The organism is Kitasatospora sp. CM 4170 (assembly GCF_032110285.1).
GTDB lineage: Bacteria > Actinomycetota > Actinomycetes > Streptomycetales > Streptomycetaceae > Kitasatospora > Kitasatospora aburaviensis.
Genome location: NZ_CP134877.1, coordinates 55,924 through 79,284, shown reverse-complemented (window position 1 = coordinate 79,284; position 23,361 = coordinate 55,924). Strand labels below are relative to the sequence as shown.

Genomic DNA, 23,361 nt, shown 5'->3' with positions numbered 1-23,361 from the left:
CATGACATCCACCGCACTCCCCGACCCCCGACTGGCCGCCGTCTGCGACCTCTCCGTCGTCGCCGCGCGGGACGGCGCCGGCCTGCACCGCTACGACGGCGCCGTCCAGGACCTCTCCCCGGACGGCGTACGCCGCGGCCTCGCCGCGCTGGGCGGCCCGGCCGGCACCGAGCCCTACCCGGACCCGCACGACGAGGCGCACGCGGCCGCCGCCGAGGAGGCCCTCCGGGTGCGTTTCGGCGAACTCGAACTGCACCGGAGCAACCCGCTGTGGCACATCGAGAACCTGGACCTGTCCGGCTACGACCGCCCGTACGTGCCGCAGCCCGAGCGGGACGCCGCCCGGCGGGCCCACCTCGACCGGTGGCCGGACGCCGTGGACGCGGCCGTCGAGGCACTGGACCGCGTGCCGGCGCCCCTGGCCGAGGCCACCCTGCCGCTGGCCCGCGGCCTGGCCGCCTTCATCGACCCCCGGGGCGGCCACGTCCACACCGCCGCCCGCCGGGCCCTCGCCCGGCTGCTGGCCCACCTGGAGCGGGCCGCCGCCCTGGGCCCGGAGTCGGCGGCGCTCGGTGGCCCCGCCCTCGCCCGGCTGCTCGGCTCGGCCGAGGCCGGCACCCTCGACCTCACCGCGACGTCCGCCCGGGTGGACACCGAACGGGACCGGCTGCGCGCGCTGCTCGACGAGTCGCTGCGCCGCATCGCCCCCGGCACCGCGCCCGCCGACACCGTCCGGGCCCTGCAGGCCGACCACCCCACCGCCGAGGGCCTGCTGGCGGAGTTCGGCGAGCTCGTCGACGAGACGGTCGCCTGGACCGCTTGGCACGACCTGGTGCCCCACCACGACGTCGAGGTGGTCGTCGAGCCGATGCCCGACTCCCAACGCCGTTCGCCGGCAGGGCTGTTCGCGTCCGCGCCGTACGAGGCCGACGCTCCCGCCGGCTTCCGGGTCACCCTCCCGGACACCGGCTGGAGCCGGGCCGAGCGCGACCAGTGGCTGGCGACCGGCTTCAACCGCACCCTGATGCCCAACATGGCCGTCCACGAGGTCGCCCCCGGGCACGCCAGCCACGGCCGGGCGCTGCGCCGGGCGCCGACCGACGTCCGCCGCACGCTCCACTCGGAGGCGTTCATCGAGGGCTGGGCCCACTACTGCGAGGAGTTGGCCCTGGAGCAGGGCTACCGCGACGGCGACCCGCGCTTCGCCGTGGCCGTCGCCCAGGACGCCCTGCGCCGGGTCACCCGCTTCGCCTGCGCGATCGGGCTGCACACCGGCGCCATGACTCTGGAGGACGCGGCGGCGCGGTTCACCGAGGACGTCGCCCTGGCCGGCCCGGCCGCCCTGCACGAGGCCCGGCGCGGGCTCTTCGACCCCACCTACGGTCGTTACACCTGGGGCAAGTTCGCGATCCTCGACCTGCGCGAGCAGGCCCGGGCGCGCTGGGGCGGGGCGTTCTCGCTGCGGCGCTTCCACACCGCGCTGTTCGACCTCGGCGCCCCGCCGCTGGGCCTGCTGCCCACGGCGCTGGACCGTGGATGAGCTCCCTCGCCGGCTTCCTGCTGGCCTCACTGGCGGTGGTCGCGGTGCCGGGGTCCAACCTGGTGCACATCGTCACGCGGAGTGCGCAGGACGGGCGGCGGGCCGGCCTCGTCACGGCCCTCGGTGTGGAGACCGGCACGCTCCTGCACGTGCTGGCCGCCGTCGGCGGGCTGGCGGCGCTCGTCTCCGACCACCCGCTCGCCTTCACCGTGCTGCGCTACGCGGGCGCCGGCTACCTCGCGTACCTCGGCGTCCGGGCCCTCGGCCGCCGTCCGGCCCCGGACGTCGGCGGCGCCCCCGGCGACGACCGGTCGGCCGGGCGCCGGCTGTTCCGGGTCTGGGGCGACGCCGTCCTGGTCAACCTGCTCAACCCCAAGGTGGTCCTGTTCTTCGTGGCCTTCCTCCCGCAGTTCGTGCCGGCCGGGCTCTCCGCCGCCGCCACCCGGGCCCGGATGCTCGTCCTGGGCGTGGTCTTCCTGGCCCTCGCCCTCGCGCTGGACCTCTGCTACGCCCTGCTCGGCGCCGCGCTCACCGGCCGGCTCCGCGGAACACCGCGCCGGGAGCGGCGGCTGTCCTGCGTGACCGGCGGTGTCCACCTCGGCCTGGCGGCCCTGGTCCTCGTCTGAACGTGGAGGTGCCCCGTCCCGTCCTGCCGGGTCGGCCTCCTACGACGGGCGCGCCTCCTACGACGGGCGCGCCTCTACGACGCGGCCGCTTCGGTGGCCCGGCGCCGGGCGGCCCGGCGGTGCTTGGCGAGCTTGGCCAGCGCGAACACCACCGCGGCGGTGCAGCCCACGGCCGCCCACGCGGGCAGGAACACCGACGCCGGCACCAGCCCGGCCAGGGTGAGCACCAGACAGGGCAGGTACCAGCCGAGGACGGTGCGCACGGGATCGCCGTACCGCAGGGAGATGGCGGCGTTGGCGGAGTAGAAGGCGAGGACGCCCCCGCACAGTGCCCAGCGGGAGCCGGGCGGCAGTGCGTGGTCGGGCTCGGCCACCGCGGTGCCGAGGGCGGCGGCGATCACCGTGATGCCAGAGACGAGGACGAACGGCAGGTACATCACGGTGTCGCGGATGGCCCGGTCGGCGCCGCCGGCCTGGGCCCGGCCGAGTCCGCGGGCGGCCTCCGTGGTGCCCCAGGTGAAGAAGATCATCGCGAGCTCGGCGACCACCACGAAGGCGAGCAGCGCGGCCAGCGCGGACGGCCGGGTGAAGTGGTCGGCGAGGGTGAGGACGACGGTGTAGACGCTCTCGCCGAGCACGATGACGACGAAGAGCCCGATCCGTTCGACCAGGTGTTCCGTGGAGAGCCGGGTGTAGAACTCGGCGGTGATACCGGCGCGGACGGCCAGCAGCACCACCTCCAGCGCGACCGCGACGACCCAGAGGGCGAACCGGCCGGGGTTCGGCACGGCCGCCGACACCGCCCAGAGCGTGGCGGGCACGAGGCAGTAGAGCACGGGCCGCCAGACCGGCAGCGGGCTGCGCGGGTCCCGGGCCTTGCCGATCCAGATGGCGAAGAAGCCGAGTCGCACCCACGCCGCCCCCAGCGCGTACGCCCAGGCCCGGTCGCCCAGCCCGTCCGGGGCCGCGGCGGCCATCAGCCCGAGGCCGGGCATCGCACCGAGCAGCAGCGCCTGACTGCGGGGGGTGTCGGAGCCGAACACGTTGATCGTGACCGTCAGGTTGGCCCACGCCCACCAGGCCGGGAAGAACAGCGCCAGGAAGGTGCCGAACTCCTTCGCGCCGGGATCGCCGTGCAGGTCGTGCGCCAGCACGGCGACGGTGGCGACGAACACCAGGTCGAAGAAGAGCTCGAACCAGCCCGCCCGCTGCTCCTGCGGCACCGCCTCTTCCGATTCCATCCCCCCACTCTGCCCGCCCACCGCTCCCGGCCGCCCGGGGCGCGCCACAGGGAGGGCCCTCGACCTGCGGTTGGGGCTCAGGCCCCTCCTGGCGCCTCCGTCCGCCGCCGGGTGGGCCGCGTCCCAGATGCGGACGCGGCCCGGCACCGACCCTCCGGTCGGCGGCCCGTGCGGGACTGGCCGGGCGTCAGCCGGTGACCCACCAGGACAGGGAGCCCGTGAGGGACGGCCGCAGGGCCGGGTCGAGCACGTCCGGCGTGGGGTCGGTGGCGACCGCGGTCAGTCGGTAGCCGATGCCGCGCGGGCCGGCGGCGAAGCCGAAGGAGGAGAGCGGGATGGTGGTGCGGCCGCGCAGGTGCGTCAGCTCACGCCCGTCGGAGTACCAGCGGAGTGTGGTGCCGGGGACGGGGAGGTCGACGGTGAGCCGGCCGGAGGAGTCGAGTGTGGAGTTCGCGGGCGTGGTGCTGGTGATGGTCGTGGCGTGGCGGTAGAACCCGGCGATCATCGCCTCGCGTCCCGGGAGGTTGAACTCGCGGCCGAGCGAGCGCATGATCGAGTTCTCCGTCGGCCGGAAGATCCCGTCGGGGTAGTAGCCGCCGCCGACGAAGGCGCCGACGGTCCCGCCGTCCGGTGAGGTCCGGCCCAGCCACCGGTACCACTTGGCGCGCTCGCGGCGCATCCGGTCGGTGGTGAGGGTGCTGATGTTGGACTCGGCCGGCTCCGCGCCCTGGTAGGTGCCCTGGCCGTCGTAGTAGTACTCGTCGGCCAGCTTGCCCAGCGAGTGGCCGGTCTCGTGCACGGCGATCTGCCCGGAGCGGTTGTTGCCGCCGGCCACCGTGGCGATGCCCTCGTACCCGAGCGGGGACTGCACGTCGTTGTAGCCGGCGCCGCCGTACTTGGCGCTGTTGGCGACCACGAGGACGAGGTCGGCCTGCGGGGCCTTGGCGGCGTAGCGCTCCACGGCCTTGACGTCGACGCAGAGCAGGCGCTCGATGTCCTCGCACCAGAAGTACGACCCGAGGGCGGTGTCCCGGACGGCGGCCCGGTCCGGGTCCCCGGTGATGCCGGACTGTGCGGAGACGGCCTCCACGGCCCAGACGTTGAACAGGTTGCGGTAGGTGGCGTACGGCTCGACGGCGCTCACCTCCTGCCACTTGGCGGCGGCGTCGGCACGGAACTTCTCCTGCTCGGCGGCGGTGTAGCCGTCGCCGATCACCACCACGTCCAGTTTGGTGTCCGTGCTGCCGTTCTGGACGAGCGGTGTGACGGCGCCGTCGGCGGCGAGGGCCTGCGGCCGGTCGGCGAGGTACGGCGAGACGGGGGAGACGCTCGCCCGGCCGATCCCGCCGTCCTCGGCGAAGACCTCGACCTGCTGCCGACCGCCGGGCGCCGGCCCTGGGTCGTCAGGCACTGCTCCGGCGGGCGCCGCCGCAAGAATGGCCATGGACATGACAGTCATCAGGATGGCGGAGGTCCACCTGCGTTTGCGCACCCGGGGCTCCTTCGACGGGGGACTGAAGGCCGATCGTACATAGATGACATGGCATCAGGCCAGGGATCGGACGGCCCGCGCGGGTTACCTTCGCTGCGGCGATTCCCGCCCGGTGACGTGCGCGCGGGCGCCCGGCCGTCCCCCGGCCGCTCCTCGCCCTGCCCGTCCGCCCACCGTCCGTTCCCCCCACCGTGGAAGGACCGACGGCGGCCCGCCGGACCGGTGCGATGATGTCCGGCATGACGGACTCCGACGCCCACGACGACGGCGTGATCCTGGACGACCTGCTGCGCGAGGCCGCCGCCGACGCGGCCGGGGCGCTCTGGCGGCTCACCGGCGACGACCGGCAGCTCGACGCCAACGTGGTGCGGCTGCGCCCGGACGCCACCGTCGCCGAACACGTCGAACCCGATCTGGACGTGCTGGTCGTCGGGCTCTCCGGCGAGGGCGCGCTGCGCTGCGCGGGCACCCTCCACGACCTGCGGCCCGGCGTGCTGCGCCTGCTGCCGCGCGGCGCTGCGCGCGGCGTTTCGGCGGGGCCGGACGGCGTCGTCTACCTGACGGTGCACCGCCGCCGCCCGGGCCTGGCCATCCGCCCTCGTCCGTGAAGACGACCGGGATACCGACAGCGACGCCGAGCGTGACGCCGACCTCCGCCTCCTGGTCGTCGGACACCTGACGCCCCGTGTGCCGACCGGGCGCGAGGGTCAGCCTCTCCCCGCCGCGCCCGGCGCGCCGACCCGCGCCGCCCAGAGCCGCGACACACCGACCCGAGCCGACGGGATCGTTCCCCGTCCCCCTCGGGTCGACAGGTCTCCCGGTCGACGCCGTGCAGGTCGGAGCCGCCCCGGTGTCTCAGGGGCAGTTGCGGACGGCGAAATCACAGAGGTCCGTGCGGTTGGGGCTGTCGGTCTTGGTGAGCAGGCTGGCGACGTGCTTCTCGGCGGTGCGCGGGGAGATGAACAGGCGGCGGGCGATGTCGGTGTTGCCGTAGCGCAGCGCGAGCAGGACGAGGACGTCGTACTCGCGGGCGGTGATGCCGCGTCCACGCAGGCCCTGCGGGACGCGGGTGTGGCCGGAGCGCCGCTGGGTGGCGGGCAGGCCGGCCTGGCGCAGGAGGGAGCGGCAGGCGCTGGCGGCGGGGGCGATGCCGGCGTCGTGGAAGTACTCCTCGGCGGTGCGCAGCCAGCGCGACGGCTCGCCCCAGCCGTCGGCGAGGGCGGCCTCGGCGGTCAGGCGCAGGCCGAGGTGGCGGGCGAGCGGGAACGGCTGGGCGGCGTCGAGGGCCGAGGCCAGGGCGTCGGCGGCCTCCGCGAGCCGGCCGGCACGGCCGAGCAGCACGGCGCGGGCGAAGTGGACGAACTGCAGGTTCCAGCGCAGCCGGGTGGGTGCCTGCCGGGCGGCCTCGTCCAGGCCCTCCGGATCGAGGTCGGCGTCGACGGCGGCCACCAGCAGCTCCAGGCCGTGCCGGCCGCCGAGGAAGTAGGTGGTGGGCCGGCCCTCGTCCCAGGCCCGGGCCGCCGCGAGGGCCGCGCGGGCGGCGGGCCGGTCCTCTTCGAGGAGGGCGGAGACCGCCTCGCAGAGCCCGAGCACGATGGGCGTGTACTCGCTGTGCTCGCCGCCGAGTTGCCGGTACTCGGCGAGTTTGCGGGCCAGCTCCCGGGGCCGGCCGCGGTGGGCGGCGAGCATGGCGTCGATGACCCGGACGTAGGTGAGGTCGCCGGTGTGCCCGAGGCGGGCGAGGACGGGCTCGCAGCGGGTGGTGATGCACTCGGCGCGCCCGTAGTCGCCGCGCAGGACGGCGAGCAGGGCCAGGCTGGCCTCGGTCTGGTGGGCGGAGGTGATGGCGCCGCTGCGCAGGTACACCTCGTGGACGTGTTCGAGCTGGTCGGTGCTGCCGGAGAGCAGGCCGTGGTTGCCGGCGAGGCGGCCGACGGCGCGGGCCCGCCAGAGCGGGAGGCCGTGCCGGTCGGCGATGGAGACGATGCGGCGCAGGCAGGCGTCGGCCTCGTCGAAGCCGCGGGAGCGGGCGAGGAGGGCGAGCAGTTGCAGGCCCTGACAGGCGATCACGGGCAGGTCGAGGCGGATCGCGGTGTCGGTGGCGGAGCGGACGAGTTCCTCGGCCCGGCCGGCCGCGCTGCCGGGGGTGGCACGGCCGTCGCGGACCTGGACGTAGCCGTCGACGATGTCGACCGGGATGCGCTGCTCGGGGGTGCAGTCGGCGGTGAGCAGGGCGCGGGCGGCGGCGACCTGTTCGGCGGCCTGTTCCCACCGGCCCACCATGGCGGCGGCCCAGGCGAGGCGGGCGTGCAGACCGGCGCGCCGGCCGGGGTCGAGCTCCATGGCGGCGGTGGCGGCGACGGATCCGGCCAGGGCGAAGGCCCGCTCTATTCGCCCGGACTCGGTGAGGGCGTTGAGCAGGGACTCGACGGCGTCGGCCCAGGCGGTGCGGTCGCGGTGGGGGTCGAGCAGTTCGACGGAGCGTTCGAGCAGGGCCGCCGCCTTGTCGGCCAGGCCCTCGCCGATGGCCTGGAGGCCGGCCGCGGCGAGGTGCAGTCCGGCCTCGTGGTCGTCGCCGGCCTGTCGGCGCAGGTCGGCGGCGAGCTCGTGCAGCTCGCAGGAGAGCTCGGGGGCGCCGGCCTCCAGGGTCTCGGCGGCGCGCCGGGCGAGGGCGGCGCGTTCGCCCGGGAGCAGTCCGGCCAGCAGGGCCTCGGCGGTGAGCGCGTGCCGGAAGACGTAGGTGTCGCCGTAGCCGCTGTCGGGGTGGATGAGGCGGGCATCGACGGCGGCGCGCAGGTGGATGTGGAGGCCCCGGTAGTCCAGGCCGGTGACGGTCTGCAGCAGGGCGGGGGAGAAGCTGCGGCCGAGGACGGCGGCGGTGTCGAGGGCGGCCCGGCCCTGCGGGCCGAGGCCGTCCGCGCGGGCGGCGATGCTGCGGGCCAGGGTGGCGGGCACGGTGGTGTCGAGCTCCCGGGTGAGCTGCCAGCCGCCGCCCTCCGCGGGGCGCAGGGCCTCGGTGGAGATCATGCCGTCGAGGAGCTCCTCGACGATCAGCGGAGTGCCGTCGGCGTCCCGGTGCAGTCGGCGGGTGACCGGCTCGGGCAGCGCCTCGGGCGTGGTGTCGAGGCAGGCGGCGGCGAGGCGGGTGACCGCCTCGTCGGTGAGCGGGCGGAGTTCGACGACGCTGCCGGTCTGGTGACGGCGGCACTGGTGGGCGAGGTCGAGGGCGGCTCCGGCCCCGGGACGCAGGGTGGCGACGAGGGTGACGGGCAGTCCGGCGAGGTTGTCGACGAGGTACTCGGTGACGGCGATCGTCTCGGTGTCGGCGTCGTGGAGGTCTTCCAGGACGAGCACGCAGCCGTGGTCGCGGCCGACGGCGGCGAGGAGCCGGAGGATCGCCTCGGCGAGCACGATCAGGGACTCCGGCTGGTGCGGGGAGCCGGGCCGGCGCCACTCGGGGACCAGCGGGGACAGCGCCGCACGGTAGGGCTGGAGCTCGGCGTCCTGCGGGGTCAGACCGGTGCGCACGAGGGAGAGCAGAGCCTCGGCGAGCGGGCGCAGGGCGATCGGCGCGCCGGCACGGCTGCAGCGGCCGCGCAGGACGGCGGTCCGGCTGCGGGCACGGTCGGCGGCCTCGGTGACCAGTCGGGTCTTGCCGATACCGGCCTCGCCGACGACGAAGACCGCTGCGCCGCGGTGGTCGCGGCCCCGGCGGACGGCCTCGGCGAGTAGTTCCAGTTCGTCGTCGCGGTCCACGACGGTCGGCGAGTTGGCATGCACTTCACCACCGTAGAACGGATCGCTCGATATTCAATCATGGAATGTCGGGTCGGCCGCCGTCCTCCGCTCCGGGAGGGCGGCGGCCGACCCGTACTCCGGACCCCTGTCCGGGGTGCGGACCGGGCCTACGGGCCGTCAGAGGAACGCGGCGGAGATGGTCTCCGGATCGGTGCCCGCGGCCCAGCCGATGACCAGGCCGGCGACGATCAGCGGCTTGACGCCGACGGCGACGCGCATCAGGCCCGCGATCCGGTCCCGCGGCGCCTCGGTGCCCTCGGTGCCCTCGGGACAGCCGGAGCAGGCAGCCTGGCCGGCGTCGTGCTGGTGCTCGCCGCCGTGGTCGTGGTGCTGGTCGTTCATTGCGGAGTTCTCCCCTGCGGAGTGGCGATCCGTGGTGCCGGTCGCTCGTGTGGTGGCGTACGCCGTCGGCGGCCGTGGTGGGCTACCGGCTGCGCGGTGGCTGCAGCGCTGCCAGGGATGGCACCCGGCCTGCGTCTGCACGTCTGAGGAGGCCGTGGCCGATGCCGGCCAGGCCGTTCATGAGGTCGGGCGAGTCCGTGCCCGCGGGCACGGCGCACCTGGGCCCGCCGCGGGTGAGCCGGACGAGGAGGCGGCCGGTGTGGTCGGCGAGCGCCTGCCCGGCTCCGGGCAGGCCCACGCGTGCGGCGGCGGCGAGCAGTTCGAGCCGGCCGGTCTCGCCGAGGGCGAGGCTGTGGTCGGGCAGCGGACCGGCGTCCGCGGCGGCCCGGACGGCGCGCAGCAGGTCGGGACGTCGGAGGACCCGGTCGGGCGAGTCGGACTGCGCGGGCGGGCCCGGCTCGGCGAGGTCGTCGGCGGTGCCCGGAGCGTCGGCGGCGCCCAGCCCGTCGGTGAGGGCGAACGCGGCGCCGGACAGGCCGTGGCTCCAGGAGTGGTCGGGGAGGTCGACGGGCTGCGCCAGCAGTCGGGCGGCGGTGGCGAGCGCGGTGTGCCCGGTCGCTCCGGTCGGGTCGGTCGCTCCGGTCTGCCCGGCCGAGTCGCCGAGCCCTCGGACGTGGCGGGCCAGGGCCCAGCCCACACCGTGGGCACCGTGCGCGAATCCGGCGGGCAGCGTGGCGGGCGCAGCCGCCGTGAGGCGTTCGGCGCAGAGCGCGGCGCCCCGGGCGGCGGCCGGCAGCGCGGTGTGCCGGTGGACGGCGTCCAGGGTGGCCAGACAACCGGCCAGGCCGCCGGCCACGGTGAGGTCCTCGGTCCGCTCGGCGGTGTGTACGGCGAGGGTGACGGCGGGTTCGATCAGGGCGGCGAGGTCCTGGTCCGCCAGCAGGGCGGCGAGGTGCGTCAGCGCGTAGGCGAGTCCGCCCAGGCCGTGCGCGGCGCCGCAGCCGGCGGCGGCCCGCAGGTCCGGCCGGGCGGCGAGGTGGTCCAGCAGGCCGGGCAGCGCGGTGACGGCGCGGCGGGCGGCCTCGGCGTACCGGTCGGCGTCGGTGAGGTCGGCGAGCTGGGCCAGGAAGACGGCGGTGCCGGTGTAGCCACCGGCGAGCGCGGCGCCGAGCGGGAGGACCGCCCACTGCCCGGGGCGGACCTGCTGGGGGCCGAGCCAGTTGACGCGCCGTTCGTCGGGGAAGGCACCGGCGAGGACGGTGTCGGCGAGGTTCCGGGCGGCGGTGACCAGCTGCTCGGGCGAGGGGGCGGCTCTCCCGGCGTTGACGGCGGCGGTGGCGGAGGGAGCGGCGCCCGGCGCGGGGAGCGTGGCGGTGCCGGGTGCGGGAGCACCGGTCGCCAGCGCGGCGCGGATGATCCACTCCTGGTCGTAGCGGTCCACCGCCCCCATCCCGGCGATCTTGGTGAGGACCTGGTCGAGGGCGGGTGCGGCGAGATCGCCGGCCCGCTCGCCGCTCGTCGGGCCGCCTTGGACCGCACGCTCGCGCGGGCGGTGGGTGAACAGCGGCACGTCACCGGCCCAGAGGTCGGCGCGCTCGTGCGCCCCGGGCCGCAGGCCCTCGCCCCCGGGCGCCGGCACGGACTCCAGCCCGTCGAGCGCCAGGTCGCGCTCGGCGGCGTCGCGGAGCAGCCCGGGGTCGGTGAGCTCGTCCAGCAGGACGCCGTACAGCCGGGTGGGGCGCAGGACGACGCGCAGCTCGGCGTCGGCGAAGGCGCGTACCGGGCCGCCGGGGGCGGTGAGTTCGGCGCGGCGCTCGGTGATCAGGTCGTACCCGGCACGGAAGCCGGCGACCAGGGAATCGGCGTAGCGGGCCGGATCCGCCGCGGCGCCGTCCAGCACAGGGCGGTTGGCGGCCTCGGCGAACCGGGCGGGGCGGCGGGCCAGGTGCATCCGGTCGGTGCCGGGCTGAGCCCAGCCGGCGGCGGCCAGCGGCAGTTCGCCGCCGCGACCGCCGCCCAGGCCGGACACGTCCCAGCCGCCGTCGGGGCCGTACACGAGGCTGGGCAGCAGGGCGATCCGCAGCACGCTGTGGTCCAGGGCGAGCTGCGCCGGGTCGGCCTCATGAGCGCCGTCCGATGTGCCGTCCGATGCACTGTCCGATGTGCCGTCCGCGTCGGGGGGAGCGGCCGTCACCGGGTGGAAGAGCGTCTCCAGGTCGATCAGGACGGGATGGTCCGCGCAGGCGATCAGGTTCTCGCAGTGCATGTCGGTGGCGTTGAGCGCGTGCAGCACGGCCGTGAGCACGCCGAGGCGCCGGTAGAACAGCTCCACCTGCGCAGGGGTGCGGCAGGGCGCGGCCTCGGCGTACTCCACCCACCCGTGGGTGCCGCGGTCCAGCAGGCGCAGGGCCCGCGGTGCGACCTCGGGCAGCGCGGCGCCGACCCACGCCAGCAGCGCGTTGAAATGCCGATGGGCGGCGACCGGGCGCGGCTTGTACACGAGGCGCGTGCCGTCGGCGAAGCGCAGGACGGCGACGGCACGGCCGTGCCGGTGGGCGTCGCCCTTCACGTCCACGGCGGTGAGCCGGCCCGGATCCCGGCCGTCGAGCACCTCGGTGACGAGCCGCGCGCGGTCCTCGGCCAAGCGGCGGACCAGCTCCGACTCCGCGTCCACGGACTGCTGACAGGCCTGGGCGAGCAGCCGGGCGAGGACCGGATAGCGGACCAGCAGCCGCGTCAGCCCGGCACGTCCCGCGGTGTTCCGGACGAAGTCGGCGAAGCGCTCCTGCGGGGTGGCACCCGACAGCTCGCCCCGCTCGCGGGCGGCGGCGAGCTCGGCGACGAGGCAGCGTGCGGCCAGCCGGGTGAGCCGGGTGGTCAGCCGCGTGGTGAAGGCGCGGCGCAGCAGCGCGGTGTCGGCGGCCGGACCGGGGGCGGCGAGGGCGAGGGCGAACCGCTCGCCCGCCACCTCCGCGAAAGGCGCACAGACGCGCCCGAAGGCCTCCTCCCAGTCCTCACCGGCGGCCGGGCGGGGTGCCGACAGGGGCGCAGCGGCGAGGGCCCGCTCGGCGTACTCCGCCCAGGCCGGCGGCTGGGCTGCGGGGAGCGGCCCCGTGCCCGCGCCGGCGGGCTGCTCCGCACCCGCAGGCCGGGGTGCCCCCGCCGGTGCCATCCCGGCCGCGCTGCGCGCCGGAGCGCTCGCGGCCTCGACCGGGCGCACGCCGCGGGTCCACCAGCCGGGCGCGGGCGGTGCGACGTCGTCGATTGCCTGCTGCCTCTCCACGCCCGGTACGGTTCCACGGACCCGCCGCCCCGTACATGGGGGAAAGGCCCCCAGAATTCTTCGGGTCCGCAGGTTGCCGGATACGCGTGTGCCGCCTGCCGGCCCGGCCGGTCGCCGACCATGGCGGTTCCGTCCGCCGTGCAGCACCGTCTGCGCTGGCCTGCTGCCCCTGCGTGCGCCGTCCACCGCCCACCTCGGGGCCGCCCCGGAGCGACGGGTCGACCGGCCGCCCACCACTCGCCACCTGCGTCAGCGTCGCCGCCCGAAGGCCCGCGGCCCGCTCCGCTGCGGGCGCGGCCCCCAGCAAGCCCGGCGACCGGTGGGGAAACCGGGGGTGCGCAACCCAGGTGCACGCAGCGGCAGCCAGGCAGATTTCTTCCCGTCGCCGACTCGGCCGACACCAAAGGATGACGGAAGCCGTGCAGGGCGTCCCGGCCCTCGTGGACCCCGTCACCACCGATGTCGTCGAGCGCGGTCTGTTCGACGTCGGGTCGATCGGCTGCGGTCGGACCGGCAACACCGGCGACCACTGCTGATCCAGTCCCACCCGGCCCCGGGCCGGCCGTGCCCGTGACGGCCGGCCCACGGCCGCCGTGACCCGTCCGGGTCACCCCGAGGCACCCGGCCACGGCCGCGCACCATACTCCCAAACTGGTCGTGGTCGGGGGGCGCCCCGCACCCAGCGTGCGGGGCGCTCGGCTCCTGTCGTCCCCACTCCCACCGCCGGCCCGGTCGAGCCGGCCTCCCCACGCGCCGCCCCGGCCGCGCGCCACGGCCCTCCTGGCCGTCCATGCCGTCACCCTCCTCACTCAGTGGGAGGGCGCGTGGAGCAGTCCCTCCCGGGTGCGGCGGAGCAGCTGCAGGACGAGTTCCTCGTCCGCCTCGCCGATGCCCAGCAGACGGTTGACGTGCAGGTGGACGAGGCTGCGGCACAGGTCGGCGAGCGGGCGGTGCAGCAGGGCGTCGGCGTCGAGCGAGGCGAGCTGTTCGGCGGGCGCGGCCAGGGCCGCTCGGCGGGAGGCGAGCAGCCGGTCGAGCGCGCTGCCCGGCCCCGCTGCGGGGGCCAGCCGTGGGCGGCCGAGGAGTGAGCGCAACTCCTGCTTGCGGCGCCGGTACTCCGCTCCGTCGCGCGGCTGCGGGCGGCCGTACTGGCGGTACAGCTCCGTCCGCGCCGCGGGCCCCATCCGCAGGCCGTCGAGCAGGTCGTCGATGCTCAGCGCGGCGAGCGTCAGTCGGTCGTACGGAAGGCCCGGTGCACGGCCCAGGTGCACCAGCTCGCACACGGCGGCGCTGTCCGCGCCGAACACGGCCTCGGCGGCCCGGAGGCCGCGATCCCCGCCGTACCGCTCGACCTCCCGTTCGTAGGTGTCCAGCGCGAAGTGGCTGCACACGCCCTCCGCGACGAGGTCGGACGCCCAGTCGCAGACCTCCGCGAGGAGGGGGCCGAGCAGGTTCGCGGGCTCCCCGTGGAAGCGCAGCCGAAGGTGGGGCTTCGGGTCCGCGTAGCGGACGAAGAACCAGCCGTCCGCCAGCCGGGCGTTGAGGGCGAACTCCGTGAGGGCGCGGAGCGGTCCGCCGATGACGTCCTCGTGGAACGCACGGGCCGCGTAGACCTTGACGTAGAGCCAGTCGCTGCCCGGCAGGCGGAGGCGGGAGTCCGCGTCCACCGGTGGCTGCGGCCGGAGCGGCCGCCGGAGGCCCGGCGCGGGCGCCGGCCGGGTCGGCTCCTGCGCCGGCCGGGGCCGGACGCTCGCGCGCGCCGCGTTCGCCGTACCGCCGTCCGCGGGTGGCCGCAGGGCCAGGGAGACGTTGATCTCGCAGAGGTGGCCGCCCTCGGCGCCGGGCAGCCAGGCGTCCTCCGGGCCGGGGAGCGCCTCCTGGAGGACCAGCGGGCCCTGCTGGCGGAGCAGGTCCTCGCGCAGGAGCTCGCGGTGCGAGGAGTCGTCGAGGTCGAGCAGCAGCCTGTTGTCGGCGACGGTCAGATACACGTGCCGCGGCACGAGCCAGCGCTCGCGCCAGGCCGCGAGCGCATCGGCGAACCCGTCGGGAGGCTCGGCGGGGAGCTCGTCGCGCACCGGATCGAGGCGCCACTGCGCGAGCGACAGCACGATGCGGCCGCGCTGGACGCGGGGCAGGAAGGGAAACGCCCCCGCACCACCCCAGTCGAACGGCGCGAGCCCGCACCGGTTCTCGTCGGTCACGTCGAGGAGGAAGCGGGCCGCCGCGGGCGCCCGGCCGGGGTGCAGCATGTGGCCCTGGACGGCCGCGATCCGCAGGCCGCCGCCACGGGGCCAGCTGACGGTGAAGCGGTCGCCCTCCACGCCCACCACCAACTCGTCGACGGGCACCACCTGCTGCGGTGCCACCGCCGGCCACGCCCCGAAGACGATCTCCAGCGGGTGAACCGAGGGCCGGACCACCACATTGGCGAGCCGCCGCGGCTGCGGCGTGTAGACGACCTCGGCGAAGGCGGTTCCGGGCGATGCCGCCGCCTCGGCCTGTGCGACCTGGGCCAGTGCGGCCGCCGCCCCGGGCCCCAACAGGTCGGCGAATCGTCCGAGGCTGCGCCCCGCCCCGCCCGGTCCGACGTTCGGCCCGACGACCAGCCGGAAGTCGCCCGCATCGACCGCCGCGCGCGACGCGGCGGCGACGAACACCGGAAGTTCCAGCGTGGGTGGCGGGGCACCGACCTCCGGCGTCCAGGTCTGCAGCCGTTCGAGCAGGTGGTCGTCGAGCTCGACCACCGGCTCCCGTTCGCGGCCGGCACGGAGGGCGAGGCCGCGCAGAGCCGCGTCCCGGGCCGGGAAGGACGGGTCGCGGTGGCTGCCCGGCGGCCCGAGCCCGAACTCGGCGTCCAGCAGTTCGAGCAGCGGGACGCGCCGACCGGTCCCGTAGCGGGCCTCGAAGGAGCGCCGGTAGTCAGCCAGTTGGGGCGGACCGTTCGGGTGCGGGCTGATCCGGAGCAACAGCTCGGCGGCGCGGGCGGCCTCGGCACCGACGGCCCGGTGGAGGCGGCTGCCGGTCAGCGCCAACGCCAGGTCGGTCTGGAGGAGGTCGGAGCCGTCGACTCCGGGACACAGGTTCCGCATCCGGGCCGAGAGGTCCGGCCACGCCTGCACCCGGTCGGCGCACGCGAGTCCGTCCCAGGCCTGGGTGGCGGCCGACAGCCCCGCCAGACCGGCGGCCGTCGGCCCGGCGGCGGGGATGTCCGCAAGGCGCCCGCGGACGTGGTCGAGCGGATCCCGCCCGGTCAGCGGCGGGTTGAGGTCGGTCTGCAGGAAGCCCAACCGCCGGAGCTCGTCGACCAGTTGCTCGGCCTTCTCCCGCGTCGGCGCCGGACGTGGGCCGGCGGGGCCCGGTGCTCCCGAGCCGGAGACCGGTCCGGAGACCGGCCCGGAGACCGACTCGGTGGCCACCGCCTCGACGAGCGCGGGGAACGGCACGGGTTCGAGCGCGGCGGCGTCGAGAACGGCGCGGACCGTCGCCGAGGCGCGTACCGACACACCCGACCCGGTGTCATGCAGGAACAGCCGGCCGCCCCGGAGCAGGACCGCCCGGTTCGCCACCAGCCGCAACCCGGCGCGCACCGCGGGCTCCTCCTCCAGGGCCGAGACGAGATCCAGCAGCCACTGCATGTCCGGACGGGTCCGCGTCCGCAGGCGGCCGGTGTCGAGTGCGGCATCGGTGGACGCACCCCAGCCGACCAGCCCGACGCCCGCGAACAGACCGTACGGCGTCGGCCGGGCGCTCATCCGCAGCAGGTAGCGGAGCACCTTTCCGCGGAGCCGGCACGCCCGGTGGCCGCTCCCCGGGGCGGTTGCGGCGAGCGCCGCCGTGAGGTCCGGGCTCGCCACCGCGATCGCCGCCCGGACGCGCGGGTCCGACGGCAGCAACGACGCGGGGTCCGACGTCTCCCGGCGTGGCGCTGCGGCGGCCGGCGGGGCGGCGTCGACCGGCAGCAGCGGCGCTCGGAGCACGGCCCACGGCATGGGGGCGTAGAGGTCGCGGCCGCCGTGCGCCCCGGTCCGGGCGGTCTGCGGCCCAGAGGGCGTGGACGGCGTCATGACAGCAGCAGCAGCCGGTCCCAGACGGGCTCGGCTGCCGTGGACGCGGCGAACAGCGACATCGCGACACCGGACGCACCGTCGAGCAGCCCGGCGCGATCGACCGGCATGCCGGCGCGCTCCAGTGCGGTGAAGGCCATCGGCCGGTCGGGCTCGTACGCGTCGAGCAGTTGGTCGACGAGGGACTCGGCCGCCACCGAGAACTCGGCCGCCACCGAGGACTCGTCCGCCCGGGTGTCGTGCCGGAACCGCAGCACGATCTGCAGGAGGCCGGCGAGCCCGTGGCAGAGGGTGGGGGAGTCCAGCCCGCGCAGCGGGGGCGGCCGGCGGAGCACGGCAGCCATGGCTTCGAGCGCGGCGACGCGCAGCCGCCGGTCGTCCAGGGCCTCGCCCGCGTGCCAGAGCGCGCGGGCGACGCCGGGGCTGCCGTAGCACCAGGCGGCGCGGCCGGCCCGGATCCGCTCGCCGTCCGGGCGCTCGGCGGCGGGGGCGGGAGAGCCGTCAGGGCCGGCAGGCGCGGCAGACTCGGCAGGCGGGGCAACGGCGTGGGGGAGGACCTGGACGGCGGGAGTGCCCACGGCCGCCCGACCGTCGGGAGCCGGTCGGCCGCCCGCCGGGCCACGGACGTCCGCTGCGGCACGCACGTCCGCCGGGGCACGGACGTCCGCCGGGCCACGGCCACTCGCCGGGGCACGGACGTCCGCCGGGGCACGGACGTCCGCGGGGGTGTGGACGAACGCCGGCCAGTCCACCCCCCACCGGTCCTCGACGCGGTGGGCGAGGAGCCACTCGGCCATCGTGCGCACCGCCCGGCGCTGGCCCGGGACTTCGCTCCCGGCTGTGAGCGCCAGCGAGAGCACCGCGAGCGGACCGGGGACGCCGTGCGCCAGCCCGCAGTTGAGGTTGCCGCCCGGGCACCGGCCGGTGGCCGCCGGATCACTGAACTCCGGCGGAGTCCACCAGCGTGGCAGGCCGTCCGCGGTGTCGGCGAGCGACGTCAGCCCGGCCAGGACCCCGGGCAGCGCGCCGTGCGGATCGGACCGCAGGAGGACGGCCGCGATCCCGCCGGCACCCGAAACGAGGTCGAACGACGTGACCGGGCCGGGCGGGGCCGGGTGGCGGAGGCGGTCGGCCATCCGCGTGGCCTCGGGCGCCAGCCCGGCGTGCAGCGCCGCCCGTAACCTTCCGTAGCGGTGCTGCTCGCGGCCGAGGACATCGGCGGCGAAGGCCAGCCCGCCCACCCCCGCGAAGAGACCCCAGTCCGGCTCGGCGTCGCGTTCCAGCCCGCGTACGGCGGTCTCCAGGAACCGGTGCGCCGACACGTCCCAGCCCCGCTGCCCCGACGACCTGTCGGCGTAGCCGCACATGAGCGCCAGTCCGGCGTCGCCCGCCGCGACGCTGTAGGAGCGCCAGCGCAGCGCCTCGGGCAGGTCCGTCTGCGCGCCGGCGGCGGCGAACGCCACCGCCAGGCGCCGGGAGTCGGCCAGCCGGGCGGCCACGTCCCGGGCGACCGCCAGGGCGTCCGCCTGCCGCCGGCCGTGCAGGGCGCTGCGCCACGGGCGCGCGGTCACGCGACGAAGGGGCCGCAGCCCGACTGGTCGCAGGTGACCGGTGCGGAGCCGCAGGTGTGCGACTCGCACGTCCAGCAGCCGGAACCACCGTGACTGAACGTACAGATCGTGACGGTGCCGCTGCCCTCGCTCGTCTGCGTCTTCTCGTCCGCGAGCATCCGGACGTCGAGGTCGAACTCGTCGACGGGCCGCCCCGTCCGGGTCCTGGTGTACTGCACCGTGGCGGTGCGGCGCAGGCTGACCCGGGTCCCCGCGTCCCCGGGGAAGGGACCGTGCTCCGGCGGCAGGTCCACGAGGTAGACGACGTCGTCGCCGAGGAACTCGATGTAGTAGTCGAGCTCGCGGGTGAGGTACAGGCGCCGGTAGCCGGGGCGGTCGCTGTCGCCCAGGAACCCCGTCACGGTCAGTACTGCCTCGGGCGGGTTCGACGGGTCGGGCCGGAGGCGTTCGACGATGGGGTCCTGGGCGCGGTCCGCGCCGTCGCCCGGATCCTGGTACCGCCCCCCGGTGTGGTCGGTCGCCATGGTTGCCACTCCAATGCCGCGAGCGGTGCGCAGCAGGGGCCGGCACAGCAAGTCCTCCTGCTGGGCAGCCGAATGGCCATGATCAATTCCTTTTCCATCATAGCGAGTTGGGCCACCACCGGCACCCGAGCAGGCGGCGCGGAGGGGCGGCCGTGACGGGCCGTGACGGCGCCCGCCGGGCGGCGGCCGCCGGTCGACGCCCCGGGACGGGGCCGGGACCGGAACGGGGCGGCTGCCTCATGCCGGTGGGTCGGTCGAACAGCGAGGGTGGGAGGCGCAAGCACACCCGTCCGGGAGAACAACCGTCATGTTGCACTACGCGTTCCACAAGCTGCACGAGGCCGATCTGCTCCGCGCGGCGGACCGGGCGCGGGACGTCCGCGCCGCGACCGCTGGCCGGCCCGAGCCGGTCCCGAGCACGCCGCGCACCCGCGGCCTCGTCCCGCCCCGGCTCCGCCGCCGGCCCGCCCGGGGCTGAGCACGGCTCGGACCGGTCCACCTGCACACCACCCCGCGGCACCGGGCCGCGAGCGCTCGCCTTGCACGGCGCTCGCGGCCCGGCCATGTCCGCGTCCGGTTCGGGCCGACCGCCGGCCGGCCCCCTGGCGGGGAGCTCCTACCGGGCAGGTTGCTCCGGCAGGCGTCGTGCTGCGGCGTTCGCTGCGGCGTCGGTGGGGATGACCCGGCAGGCGAAGCAGACGTGGGCGGCGATGACGAGCACGACCGGGATGCCTCCGAGGAGGAGCAGGAACGCGGGTAGGAGGTTCGTCAGGACGATGAGTGCGGCGCGGGCGCCGGGACCGCGTGCGGCCCACGGAGCCACCATCAGCAGGGCGGCGAACACCGGGGCGCCGAACAGCAGAACCACGACACCGGCGCCCAGGAGGAAGTGCATCGCCACGGAGGGGCCTGCACTGCCCGTGGCCGTCGTGAAGGCGAGAGCCAGCAGCGAGGCCAGCAGGGCCATCGGCGTCAGGTAGTAGACGGCGTAGCGGGCCGCGGCCCGGCCCGCCCAGCGCAGGGCGGTCCGCCAGTTCGCCGCCCAGAGGCGGGCGCCGAGGGAGAACGGGAACAGCAGCAGCGGTGCTATGACGAGCAGAACGATCGCGAGGTCTCCGCCCGGTGTGTCCTCGGAGAGTTCGAACACCAGCAGGTAGGCCAGGGGCAGCGCTGCGAGGGTCGTCACCGTGAAGGCGTGAGCGGTCGTGTCGCACAGGCTCGGTCCGGTCGGCCGCCGGAGTGGGGGCCGACCGCGGCCGGCGCCGGTCGCCCGGCCGGCGTACGCGGCGAAGCCCGGACCGATGGGCTGGATCTCGTGCATCTTCCGTCCCCCCTGAAGTTGAACACGTTCAAAGTATTGCTCAGGGGCATGCCCGTCAACCGACGACCCCTACCTCGGCCGACCCCACCCGGCCCGATCCCCTGGCGCCCGACCCACCGGCCGGACAGCGGAGCCCGGCCGCGCTCGGCAGCAGACCGAGGGCGGGTCGGACAGCACGGAGCGTCAGCGTCCGCCGCAGGCCCGGTAGGCGCCCCACGCCTCGATGAAACCCTGGACCGCCTGCATGTCGCTCGCGAAGGAGGCGGATCGCCACTTCGCCTTCCCGCCGTCGCGGTAGTACAGGTCGATCCAGACGGAGATGCTCACCATCGAGCTGTCGGAGGAGCTCTGACCACGGACCTGCAGCTCGATGCCGGCCAGGTCGTAGAAGGCGACGATCACCGGCGGCTTGTGCTCGTTGGCGTACTCGACGGCGCCCTCGGGGGTGATGACCAGCAGCGGGTCCGGATCGTGCGACGTCCCGTGCAGGAAGCCGGACAGCCTTCCACGCCGCTTGGTGAAGACCCGCCAGTCCGGCGGTACGGGACCGTACCGCGCCTGCCCGAGGATCATCTGCGGATCGGTCATGCCACCTCCGCCGGTGCCACCCGGGTCCGGGACCGCGCTCGGCGTCCCCGGACCACATTCAGGGCCACCAAGGATTCTCCGTCTCCCGGTGGACGCCCGCCACTGCGGGACGGCTCCCGGGCGCCCTACCGGGGCTCGCGGCTCCCGCCGAGGTCGCGCAGGGCGGCCTCGGCGGCGTTGGCGCCGCACATGCCGTGGACGCCTGGGCCGGGCGGGGTGGCCGCGGAGCAGAGGTAGTGGCCGGGGACGCCGGTGGCGTACGGGCGGAGGGTGACGCGGGGGCCGAAGAGCAGCTGCGGGACGTCCTTGGCGCCGGTCATGATGTCCCCGCCGACGAAGTTCGGGTTGTCCGCGGCGAAGCCGGCGGTGGTGCGGACGGAGCGGCCGACGATCCGGTCCCGGAACCCGGGCGCGAAGCGCTCGATCTGGGCGGTGATCGCCTCGGTGGCGTCGCCGGCGTAGCCGTGCGGCACGTGGGCGTAGCTCCACACGGGGTGGACGTCGCCGACGGAGCGCTGCGGGTCGGCCAGGTACTGCTGGCCCACCAGGACGAACGGCCGCCGGGGCATCCGCCCGGTGCACACCTCCCGCTCGGCGGCTGCGACCTCCTCGAACGTCCCGCCGAGGTGCACCACGCCGGCCCGCCGCGCGGGCCCGGCGGTCCACGGGACGCCGCCGGCCACCGCGAAGTCGACCTTGAAGGCGCCGGGCCCGTGGCGGAACCGGCGGTAGGCGCGGGCCACGCGCGGTGGCAGGCGGTCACCGAGGACGTCGGCCACGGCGCCGGGCGCCAGGTCGAACATGGTGACGTCCGCGGGCGGGAGCTCGGCGGCCGCGCGGATCCGCACGCCGGTCTCGACCGTGCCGCCGAGGTCCGCGAGCAGCGCGGCCAGGGCCCGGGTGATCGAGCCCGACCCGCCCTCGGCCACGGCCCAGCCGTACCGGTGGCCGGCGGCCAGGATGCCGAGGCCGATGCTCGCGGTCAGTGGCCGGTCCAGCGGCCGGAAGGCGTGGGCCGCGACGCCGCCGAACAGGGCGCGGGCCCGCTCCCCGGCGAAGGCCCGCGCCAGGACCGCGGCCGGCAGCACGGCCGGGGCGCCGAACCGGGCGAGGCGCAGCGGGTGGCGGGGGAGGTGCAGCAGCGGACGCATGATGTCCGCGGCGAGCTCCTCGTAGCCCGCGGCGGGGGCGGCGAACAACCGACGCCAGCGCGGGCCGTCGGCGCCGAGCCCGGCCGCGGTCTCGTCGACGCAGCGGTGCAGGACGCCGGCCGTGCCGTCGTCGAGCGGGTGGGCGCAGTCGATCTCGGGGAGGCGCCACCGCAGGCCGTAGCGGTCCAGGCCGAGGCCGCCGAGGAAGGCGGAGCCGACGGTGACCAGATGGACGGCGGAGCAGTGGTCGTGGACGAGCCCGGGGAGGATCGCCTCGCCGCTGCGGGCGCCGCCGCCGATCTCGTCGGCGGCCTCCAGCACGGTGACGCGGACGCCGGCCGTGGCCAGCCGGACGGCCGCGGCCAGCCCGTTCGGACCGCCGCCGACCACGACGGCGGTGCGGCCGTCGTGTCGTCCGGCGTTCCGTCGCTCGTGCCGAACGCCGTCTCCAGGGGTGCCGTCCACGCCACCAGTCTCCCGTGCGGGAACGCCCGCGGCTCCGCGCCACGGCGACGGGGCCGATCCACCGGGGTGCCGATCGATCCGCCGGGGCCGCGGAGCCACCGGGGCCACGGAGCCGCCGGTCGTCAGCGATGCGGCGTGCCGCCGACGGCGTCCTTCAGCGCGTCGATCCAGGTCCGGCGCTCAGGTGGGTAGCGGCGCTCGGCGCGCTGCGCGCGCCGCGAGTCCGGCGGGTAGCGCCAACGGGCCCACGGGGAGCCCGGCTTGGCCAGCCGAACGGAGGCGACCACGGAGACCAGGGGGACGAGCAGCCCGATCACGCCGGTGGCCGTCTTGCCCTTGAGGATCGCGCAGACGCAGAAGGCGACGTTCACCAGCATGAGCGCGGCGAAGGTGAGGTGGTTGGCGGTGCCCGAGCCGACGTCGGAGAAGGGGTTGAACCCGGCGACCAGCAGCAGGCCGACGGCCACCGCCAGGAACGTCGCGTCGATCGACTTGCGGCCCTCGCTGCTCCAGTAGACGTCCTCCAGGTGCAGCCAGAGCGCGAACTCGTCGAGGGTCAGGGCGGCGCCGGCGCCGAACAGCACCGCCAGGATCTGCACCCCGGGGCTGTCCGGCTGGTAGGCGAACTCGATCGCACCCGACACCAGCATCGCGATGATGCCGTACACCTCGTGGTGCAGGTGGGTGCCGCCGACGCTCACGTCGCGGAACGGCCCGCGGCCCGCCCGGATCATCCTGGTGATGGCCCGGGTGCCCGCGAAGGTCAGGATGAACGCGCCGAGCATCCAGAGCCCGATCCCCTGATTGGGCACGGTGATGACCACCTCGACCTCGACTGCGTCGTGCCGCACGGCCGCCCCGTTCCGTCAGCGTGGTGCGCGGGCACCGGGAGTGGGTCGCGAACTGGGCGGAGGGCAGGCGGTGCCGGGGCGGCGGCAGTCCGGTTCCCGGTGCCTCCTCCGCACTGCCGAGCGTAGGCCAATCCGCGGCGCGGCCGCGGTACCGACCCGCTCCCGGTGGTGCCGCAGTGCCCGTCGGCCGGCTCCTCCGACCGGCGGCCGCCTCCCTCGGCGACCGCGCCGTCCGCCGTTCCGTCGACCACCCCCGCCTCCGGCCGGACGGCGGCGTCCGGTGCCGCCCGTCGACCCGTTCCCGGATAACCGCCGGGGCCGCCGGACGTCAATGCCTGCCGACCGGCAAATTACTTCCGGTGCGACCGACGCATGACGGTCTGTCCGGTTTTGCGAGGCGGCAAATAGTTTCCGGTTGACAGCCGCCCCGGTGTATTGAATTCTTTCAATCACCGGGGCGAGCAGCTCCCCGGATTGTCGGGAGGGACTCCGGGGGCCGGTGTC

17 protein-coding genes are annotated in these 23,361 nt (G+C 76.0%); 5 read left to right on the top strand and 12 right to left on the bottom strand.

The window, feature by feature from the left end; genetic code table 11:
- Position 1 precedes the first annotated feature (1 nt).
- Positions 2-1,540, top strand: coding sequence for a DUF885 family protein (locus RMN57_RS00335; protein WP_313761292.1), 1,539 nt, complete (start codon positions 2-4; stop codon positions 1,538-1,540).
- Positions 1,537-2,166, top strand: a complete 630-nt coding sequence (locus tag RMN57_RS00330; RefSeq protein ID WP_313761291.1) for a LysE family translocator — start codon at positions 1,537-1,539, stop codon at positions 2,164-2,166. The genes RMN57_RS00335 and RMN57_RS00330 overlap by 4 nt, the downstream gene beginning before the upstream one ends.
- A 74-nt stretch (positions 2,167-2,240) precedes the next feature.
- On the opposite strand, the gene RMN57_RS00325 is transcribed toward RMN57_RS00330, so the two are convergent.
- Together RMN57_RS00325 and RMN57_RS00320 are read right to left on the bottom strand one after the other, a co-directional pair.
- Positions 2,241-3,407 carry a low temperature requirement protein A gene (locus tag RMN57_RS00325; protein ID WP_313761290.1) on the bottom strand — a complete coding sequence of 389 codons (1,167 nt, stop codon included), beginning with the start codon at positions 3,405-3,407 and terminating at the stop codon, positions 2,241-2,243.
- A gap of 187 nt (positions 3,408-3,594) precedes the next feature.
- Positions 3,595-4,899: a M64 family metallopeptidase gene (locus RMN57_RS00320; RefSeq protein ID WP_313761289.1), complete on the bottom strand. Its 1,305-nt coding sequence runs from the start codon at positions 4,897-4,899 to the stop codon at positions 3,595-3,597.
- A gap of 239 nt (positions 4,900-5,138) precedes the next feature.
- Between RMN57_RS00320 and RMN57_RS00315 the strand changes: the two genes are divergently transcribed.
- Positions 5,139-5,507, top strand: coding sequence for a hypothetical protein (locus RMN57_RS00315; protein WP_313761288.1), 369 nt, complete (start codon positions 5,139-5,141; stop codon positions 5,505-5,507).
- A 247-nt stretch (positions 5,508-5,754) separates the two neighbouring features.
- Here RMN57_RS00315 and RMN57_RS00310 read toward each other — a convergent pair whose 3' ends face one another.
- From RMN57_RS00310 to RMN57_RS00300, 3 genes are all read right to left on the bottom strand, one after another.
- Positions 5,755-8,679, bottom strand: a complete 2,925-nt coding sequence (locus RMN57_RS00310; protein WP_313761287.1) for an AAA family ATPase — start codon at positions 8,677-8,679, stop codon at positions 5,755-5,757.
- Positions 8,680-8,814: 135 nt separating this feature from the next.
- Positions 8,815-9,039 carry a hypothetical protein gene (locus tag RMN57_RS00305; protein ID WP_313761286.1) on the bottom strand — a complete coding sequence of 75 codons (225 nt, stop codon included), beginning with the start codon at positions 9,037-9,039 and terminating at the stop codon, positions 8,815-8,817.
- A gap of 82 nt (positions 9,040-9,121) precedes the next feature.
- Entirely contained in the window at positions 9,122-12,322 is a 3,201-nt protein-coding gene (locus tag RMN57_RS00300; protein ID WP_313761285.1) for a type 2 lanthipeptide synthetase LanM family protein, read from the bottom strand.
- 407 nt (positions 12,323-12,729) lie between these two features.
- On the opposite strand from RMN57_RS00300, the gene RMN57_RS00295 reads away from it, so the two are divergent.
- On the top strand, positions 12,730-12,858 hold the full coding sequence (locus RMN57_RS00295; RefSeq protein ID WP_313761284.1) for a hypothetical protein: 129 nt from the start codon (positions 12,730-12,732) through the stop codon (positions 12,856-12,858).
- 273 nt (positions 12,859-13,131) lie between these two features.
- On the opposite strand, the gene RMN57_RS00290 is transcribed toward RMN57_RS00295, so the two are convergent.
- The 3 genes from RMN57_RS00290 to RMN57_RS00280 are packed head-to-tail and all read right to left on the bottom strand — an operon-like array spanning position 13,132 to position 18,481.
- A complete protein-coding gene (locus RMN57_RS00290; RefSeq protein ID WP_313761283.1) occupies positions 13,132-16,386 on the bottom strand; it encodes a lantibiotic dehydratase in 3,255 nt (1,084 codons plus the stop codon).
- Positions 16,383-17,957, bottom strand: a complete 1,575-nt coding sequence (locus tag RMN57_RS00285; protein WP_313761282.1) for a lanthionine synthetase LanC family protein — start codon at positions 17,955-17,957, stop codon at positions 16,383-16,385. The genes RMN57_RS00290 and RMN57_RS00285 overlap by 4 nt, the downstream gene beginning before the upstream one ends.
- Positions 17,954-18,481, bottom strand: coding sequence for a hypothetical protein (locus tag RMN57_RS00280; RefSeq protein WP_313761281.1), 528 nt, complete (start codon positions 18,479-18,481; stop codon positions 17,954-17,956). The genes RMN57_RS00285 and RMN57_RS00280 overlap by 4 nt, the downstream gene beginning before the upstream one ends.
- Positions 18,482-18,788: 307 nt before the next feature.
- On the opposite strand from RMN57_RS00280, the gene RMN57_RS00275 reads away from it, so the two are divergent.
- A complete protein-coding gene (locus RMN57_RS00275) occupies positions 18,789-18,959 on the top strand; it encodes a hypothetical protein (RefSeq protein ID WP_313761280.1) in 171 nt (56 codons plus the stop codon).
- Positions 18,960-19,097: 138 nt separating this feature from the next.
- Here the strand turns inward: RMN57_RS00275 and RMN57_RS00270 are convergent, their stop codons facing one another.
- From RMN57_RS00270 to RMN57_RS00255, 4 genes are all read right to left on the bottom strand, one after another.
- The gene (locus RMN57_RS00270; RefSeq protein ID WP_313761279.1) at positions 19,098-19,667 is read right to left on the bottom strand and encodes a hypothetical protein; all 570 of its coding nucleotides are present in this window, start codon (positions 19,665-19,667) and stop codon (positions 19,098-19,100) included.
- Between the two features lie 318 nt (positions 19,668-19,985).
- Complete coding sequence (locus RMN57_RS00265) at positions 19,986-20,390, bottom strand: hypothetical protein (protein WP_313761278.1); 405 nt, start codon at positions 20,388-20,390, stop codon at positions 19,986-19,988.
- A 125-nt stretch (positions 20,391-20,515) separates the two neighbouring features.
- Entirely contained in the window at positions 20,516-21,931 is a 1,416-nt protein-coding gene (locus RMN57_RS00260) for an NAD(P)/FAD-dependent oxidoreductase (RefSeq protein WP_313767675.1), read from the bottom strand.
- Positions 21,932-22,128: 197 nt separating this feature from the next.
- Positions 22,129-22,857 (bottom strand): hypothetical protein, encoded by a 729-nt coding sequence (locus RMN57_RS00255; protein WP_313761277.1) that lies wholly within the window; start codon positions 22,855-22,857, stop codon positions 22,129-22,131.
- Positions 22,858-23,361 lie beyond the last annotated feature (504 nt).

Coding starts and splice junctions, on each gene's coding strand:
- RMN57_RS00265 (WP_313761278.1), bottom strand. CDS start 20,390: ATGACCGATCCGCAGATGATCCTCGGGCAGGCGCGGTACGGTCCCGTA.
- RMN57_RS00335 (WP_313761292.1), top strand. CDS start 2: ATGACATCCACCGCACTCCCCGACCCCCGACTGGCCGCCGTCTGCGAC.
- RMN57_RS00315 (WP_313761288.1), top strand. CDS start 5,139: ATGACGGACTCCGACGCCCACGACGACGGCGTGATCCTGGACGACCTG.
- RMN57_RS00305 (WP_313761286.1), bottom strand. CDS start 9,039: ATGAACGACCAGCACCACGACCACGGCGGCGAGCACCAGCACGACGCC.
- RMN57_RS00290 (WP_313761283.1), bottom strand. CDS start 16,386: ATGACGCCGTCCACGCCCTCTGGGCCGCAGACCGCCCGGACCGGGGCG.
- RMN57_RS00325 (WP_313761290.1), bottom strand. CDS start 3,407: ATGGAATCGGAAGAGGCGGTGCCGCAGGAGCAGCGGGCGGGCTGGTTC.
- RMN57_RS00275 (WP_313761280.1), top strand. CDS start 18,789: ATGTTGCACTACGCGTTCCACAAGCTGCACGAGGCCGATCTGCTCCGC.
- RMN57_RS00280 (WP_313761281.1), bottom strand. CDS start 18,481: ATGGCGACCGACCACACCGGGGGGCGGTACCAGGATCCGGGCGACGGC.
- RMN57_RS00330 (WP_313761291.1), top strand. CDS start 1,537: ATGAGCTCCCTCGCCGGCTTCCTGCTGGCCTCACTGGCGGTGGTCGCG.
- RMN57_RS00295 (WP_313761284.1), top strand. CDS start 12,730: ATGACGGAAGCCGTGCAGGGCGTCCCGGCCCTCGTGGACCCCGTCACC.